This is a genomic window from Pseudomonas sp. 18173, assembly GCF_050432945.1.
GTDB lineage: Bacteria > Pseudomonadota > Gammaproteobacteria > Pseudomonadales > Pseudomonadaceae > Aquipseudomonas.
In genome coordinates, this window is sequence record NZ_JBKFTN010000053.1 from 1 (window position 1) to 5,865 (window position 5,865).

Below are 5,865 nucleotides of genomic sequence, written 5' to 3' on the forward strand. Positions count from 1 at the left end.
GGTTACTTGGGGCTTTTCCAAGTAACCCGCCGTCAGGGCGGAACCGTCAGCGGCCATTACCGCAGAAATGGATATTCACCCAATCCAATCCATACATACATACGCCTCAAACTGAACTGGAACCCTTTAATGACTTGCCATCAATGACTACTCATGCCGGCCGCATGCATCAACATCCGCAATCCCCCCGCCACCACACCCAACGCAACCACACTGCCCAGCCAGATCACCACCAGCCACCCAAGTCGCTTGTACCAAGGTGCCGATTCACAAGAATCAATGGTAGCCATCGCCAATCCTCACTTTCCCGCGGAAAACGTAATAGCTCCAAACCGTGTACATCAAGATGATCGGCAAAATGAACAACGCCCCGATCAGGATGAACAACTGGCTGGTCGCCGGTGACGCCGCCGCCCACAGGCTGATGGAAGGCGGCACGATGTTCGGCCAGATGCTGAACGCCAGACCGATGTAGCCCAGGAACACCAGCATCAGGGTGAAGGCGAACGGCCAATGGGTGTGACGCTGGCGCAGAGTCTTGAGCAAGCCGAACACCGCCAGCAAGGCCAGCACCGCAAGGCCACCGAACACCGCCAAATGCGCATGGGCAAACCAGCGCGTGGCAATTTCCGGATGGAGAATCGGCGTCCACATACAGATCACGCCGATCACCGCCAACAACAACCACGCCAGGGGCCGGGTAAACAGGCGCATCCGCGATTCCAGCATGCCTTCGGTCTTGACCAGCAACCAGGTGCTGCCCAACAGCGCGTAGGCGATGATCAAACCGACACCGCAGAACAGCGGAAACGGTGCCAGCCAGTCCAGCGAACCACCGGCGAACTGCCGGTCGACCACCGGGATACCGGCAATGTAAGTCCCGATCACCACGCCCTGGGAGAACGTCGCCAGCAGCGAACCGCCGATGAACGCCATGTCCCAGATATGACGCTTTTCAGGGCTGGCCTTGAAACGAAACTCGAACGCCACGCCGCGGAAGATCAAGCCGCACAACATCAGGATCAACGGCAGGTACAACGCTTCCAGGATCACCGAATAGGCCAGCGGGAACGCGCCATACAGCGCCGCACCGCCCAGCACCAGCCAGGTCTCGTTGCCGTCCCAGACCGGTGCCACGGTGTTCATCATCACATCGCGCTCCTTCGCATCCGGGATCAGCGGGAACAGAATCCCCAGCCCCAGATCGAAGCCATCCATGATCACGTACATCATCACGCCGAAGGCGATGATCACACCCCAGATCAGCGATAAATCGATACCTTGAATACCCATGATTCAACTCCCTTCCTTCAATTGACGCGGGCGTCGGTTTCGAGGATTTCGGCGTCGGCAGACAGTGGCCGGCGCGGTGTGATCACCTGGTCGGAATGCCCGCCTGCGGGATGCCCGTGATGCGGCTGCGGCCCTTTGCCGACCAGTTTCATCATGTAGCCGATGCCCACCGTGAACACCGAGAAGTAGATCACCACGAACAGCGCCAGCGAGAGGCTCAACTGCGCAACGCTGTGATTCGACGCGGCATCGGCGGTGCGCAACAGGCCATACACCACCCACGGCTGACGCCCGACTTCGGTGGTGATCCACCCGGCCAGCATGGCGATCAGGCCGCTTGGGCCCATCCACAGCATCAGGTGCAGGAACCAGCGGTTGCGGTAGATGGCACCGCTGCGGCGCAGGGCCAGGCCGAGTACGCCGGCGAGCACCATCAACATGCCCAGCCCGGCCATGACGCGGAAACTCCAGAAGATCACCGTCGCATTGGGCCGGTCCTCTTTCGGGAAGCTCTTGAGCGCCGGGATCTGCTTGTCGAGGCTGTGGGTCAGGATCAGGCTGCCCAGGTACGGAATCTCGATGGCGTACCTGGTCTTCTCGGCCTGCATGTCAGGGATGCCGAACAGCACCAGCGGCGTCGCTTCGCTACCGTTGTTTTCCCAGTGGCCTTCAATCGCGGCGATTTTCGCCGGTTGATGTTCCAGGGTGTTCAAGCCGTGGGCGTCACCCACCACGGCCTGGATCGGCGCGACGATCAACGCCATCCACAATGCCATCGACAACATCTTGCGCACTTGCCGGGTGTCGTTGCCGCGCAGCAAGTGCCACGCCGCCGACGAGCCGACAAAGAACGCCGTGGCCACGAACGCGGCAATCGCCATATGCGCCAGGCGGTACGGGAACGACGGATTGAACACGATGGCCAGCCAGTCCAGCGGCATCACGCGACCGTCGACGATCTCGAAACCCTGGGGCGTTTGCATCCAGCTGTTGGACGCAAGAATCCAGAAGGTCGAGATCAAGGTGCCGATGGCGACCATGACCGTCGAGAAGAAGTGCAAGCCACGCCCTACCCGGTTCCAGCCGAACAGCATGACCCCGAGGAAACCGGCCTCGAGGAAGAACGCGGTGAGCACTTCATAGGTCAGCAACGGACCGGTGATGCTGCCGGCGAAATCCGAGAAGCGGCTCCAGTTGGTGCCGAACTCATAGGCCATGACCAGCCCCGAGACCACGCCCATGCCGAAGTTGACGGCGAAGATCTTCGACCAGAAATGGTAGAGATCGCGATAGGTGTCGTTGTGGGTCTTGAGCCAAAGGCCTTCGAGCACCGCCAGGAAACTGGCCAGCCCGATGGTGATGGCGGGAAAGATGATGTGGAACGAAACCGTGAACGCGAATTGAATCCGCGCCAGGTCCAGTGCCTCCAGGTTAATCATGTCGATATCCTCATCGCGACTGAAAAACGGCGGCACGCGGCCGGGCCACCGTCAGGCCGGAGGGCCTGCAGCCAACACAAGTCGAAAGGTTTGCAGTGAGCGGGCGCGGCACCGGGCCGCCCCGCTGCTATGCGGCGGAAGTCGAAATCAGGCTGCCGGCTTTCGCCTGCTCCAGCCGGATGGCAACGAACTTGGAAGTCGGGGTGAAGGTACGGTCACCGTAACTTTCCAACGGCACCAGCGGATTGGTCTCCGGGTAGTAAGCCGCCGCCTGACCGGCCGGAATGTCGTAGGCGATCAGGGTGAAACCGCTGACCCGACGCTCGCGGTCGTCGTCCCACAGCGCCACCAGGTCGACCTTCTGCCCCGGTTCGAAACCCAGTCGCCGAATGTCCTGCTCGTTGGCGAACACCACGTCGCGCATGCCGTACACCCCGCGATAACGGTCATCCAGGCCGTACAGCGTGGTGTTGTACTGATCGTGGGAACGCATGGTCTGTAAAATCAGGTGCGGCTTGACCGCCAGGTTACGCACGCCCTCGCTGATCAGGTGCTCGGGCAAAACGCTCGGGGTGAATTGGGCTTTGCCGCTGGCGGTTTTCCAGATGCGCCGGGCCGCGTCATTGGGCATGTGGAAACCGCCCGGATGCAGCAGGCGCCGGTTGAAATCTTCGAAGCCGGGAATGGTGTCGGCGATCATGTTGCGGATGCGGCCGTAGTCGCCGATGGCCCAGTTCCAGTCGATCGGGCGCTTGCCCAATGTGGCAGCGGCGATGCCGGCAATGATCGCAGGTTCCGACAGCAGGTGTTTCGACTTGGGCTTCAGTTGACCGTGGGAGATGTGGATCATGCTGAAGGTGTCTTCCACGGTCACGCCCTGCGGGCCTTCGGCCTGCATGTCGATGTCGGTGCGGCCCAGGCACGGCAGGATCAGCGCTTCACGGCCGGTGACCAGATGGCTGCGGTTGAGCTTGGTGGCGATGTGCACGGTGAGGTCGCATTTGCGCAACGCCGCGTGGGTGCGCGGCGTGTCAGGGGTGGCCTGGGCGAAGTTGCCACCCAGGGCGATAAACACTTTCGAACGCCCCTGCTCCATCGCGCCAATCGCCATCACGGTGTTATGGCCATGCTCACGCGGCGGCTTGAAGGAGAAGCGTTTTTCCAGGGCATTGAGCAACTCGGTGGGCGCCAGCTCGTTGATGCCCATGGTACGGTCGCCCTGCACGTTACTGTGACCGCGAACCGGCGACAGGCCCGCGCCCGGACGGCCGACGTTGCCGCGCAGCAACATCAGGTTGATGACTTCCTGCAGCGTCGGCACCGAGTGCGTGTGCTGGGTCAGACCCATCGCCCAGCACATGATCACCCGCTTGGCCCGGGCGTACATGCGCGCGGCGAGTTCGATATCAGCCAGGGTCATGCCCGATTGCTGCTCGATGTGCTCCCAGCTGGTGGCGTCGACTTCAGCCAGGTAGGCATCCATACCCGAGGTGTGTTCGGCGATGAACTCATGGTCGAACACCGGTTCGCCGCCGGTGGCCTGAGCCTCGCGCTCCCACTGCAGCAGGAACTTGACCATGCCGCGCATGACCGCCATGTCACCGCCAAGTGCCGGGCGGAAGTACGCGGTGTTGGTGGGCTCGGAGCCATTCATCAACATCTCGATCGGGTGCTGTGGATGCTGGAAGCGCTCCAGCCCGCGCTCCTTGAGCGGATTGATACAGATCACCTGGGCACCGCGCTTGACCGCTTCGCGCAACGGTTCGAGCATCCGCGGGTGGTTGGTGCCGGGGTTCTGGCCAATGACGAAGATCGCATCGGCATGCTCCAGATCGTCGAACACCACGGTGCCTTTGCCCACGCCGAGGCTTTCGATCATGCTCACCGCGCTGGCTTCGTGGCACATGTTGGAGNAATGACGAAGATCGCATCGGCATGCTCCAGATCGTCGAACACCACGGTGCCTTTGCCCACGCCGAGGCTTTCGATCATGCTCACCGCGCTGGCTTCGTGGCACATGTTGGAGCAGTCCGGAAAGTTGTTGGTGCCAAAGGCCCGAACGAACAACTGATAGAGAAACGCCGCCTCGTTGCTGGCCCGGCCCGAGGTATAGAACTCGGCCTGGTGGGGTGACTCCAGCGCGTTGAGGTGTCGGGCGATCGTCGCGAACGCTTCGTCCCAGGTAGTTTCCACGTAACGATCGGTGGCAACGTCATAGCGCATCGGGTGGGTCAGGCGCCCCTGATACTCCAGCCAGTAATCGCTCTGCTCGGCCAACGTCGAGACGCTGTATTTGTTGAAAAAGGCGGGGTCAACCAGACGGCCCGTGGCTTCCCAGTTAACGGCCTTGGCACCGTTTTCGCAGAACTTGACCATGCCGTTTTCCGGCGACTCGCCCCAGGCGCAACCGGGGCAGTCGAACCCGCCGTTCTGGTTGGTCTTGAGCATGGCGCGAATATTCTTCAGCGCGTTTTCACTGCCCAGCCAGTTCCTGGTAACAGCGATCAGCGCGCCCCAACCGGCGGCGGCACCTTTATAGGGTTTGTAGCGGTCGACTTGAGTCATGGTACTTCTCCGTGACAATGCACACAGGCTACGACCTGATTAAGGCCATTGATCGTTTGACGGAGAAAGCATATGAACAGGGATTAATTACTGTCTAATCGCTATTTATGACCACCTGATCGAGGATATTTATCGTCGATATTTATTGTTATTTATCAATAGTTTATAAAAATTAAACAACCATTTACGCAGTAACTTTATTCATCATAGATGCGCTCGATCAACCGGTTGCCAATAGTGATTGGACGGGCCGACAAGTTGCTCTTAGCCTGCGCTCAACAAATCCGTTGTCAGCGCAATATCTGTAGGAGCGAGCTTGCTCGCGATGGACTCAAGAGCACCGCGTTCAGCCAGCAAGCCCGCGTAATCGTTAACGACCATCGCGAGCAGAGCTCGCTCCTACACCTGTGCTCAACAGGCGCAATATCTGTAGGAGCGAGCCCTGCTCGCGATGGACGCAAGAGCACCGCGTTCAGCCAGTAAGCCCGCGTAATCGTTAACGACCATCGCGAGCAGAGCTCGCTCCTACACCTGTGCTCAACAGGCGCAATATCTGTAGGAGCGAGCC

3 protein-coding genes and 2 pseudogenes are annotated in these 5,865 nt (G+C 60.3%); all 5 read right to left on the bottom strand.

Annotation, left to right across the window (positions count from 1 at the left end):
- Positions 1 to 140: 140 nt before the first annotated feature.
- Positions 141 to 290, bottom strand: coding sequence for a DUF2474 domain-containing protein (locus ACLD1X_RS28810; RefSeq protein WP_429373646.1), 150 nt, complete (start codon positions 288 to 290; stop codon positions 141 to 143).
- A complete protein-coding gene (gene cydB / locus ACLD1X_RS28815; RefSeq protein WP_429373648.1) occupies positions 277 to 1,293 on the bottom strand; it encodes a cytochrome d ubiquinol oxidase subunit II in 1,017 nt (338 codons plus the stop codon). The genes ACLD1X_RS28810 and cydB overlap by 14 nt, the downstream gene beginning before the upstream one ends.
- 17 nt (positions 1,294 to 1,310) lie before the next feature.
- Positions 1,311 to 2,732 (bottom strand): cytochrome ubiquinol oxidase subunit I, encoded by a 1,422-nt coding sequence (locus ACLD1X_RS28820; RefSeq protein ID WP_429373650.1) that lies wholly within the window; start codon positions 2,730 to 2,732, stop codon positions 1,311 to 1,313.
- 127 nt (positions 2,733 to 2,859) lie between these two features.
- A pseudogene (locus ACLD1X_RS28825) lies at positions 2,860 to 4,644 on the bottom strand (FdhF/YdeP family oxidoreductase); the annotation flags it as partial.
- Positions 4,645 to 4,694: 50 nt separating this feature from the next.
- Positions 4,695 to 5,297 (bottom strand): annotated as a pseudogene (locus ACLD1X_RS28830) (molybdopterin-dependent oxidoreductase); the annotation flags it as partial.
- Positions 5,298 to 5,865: the final 568 nt, after the last annotated feature.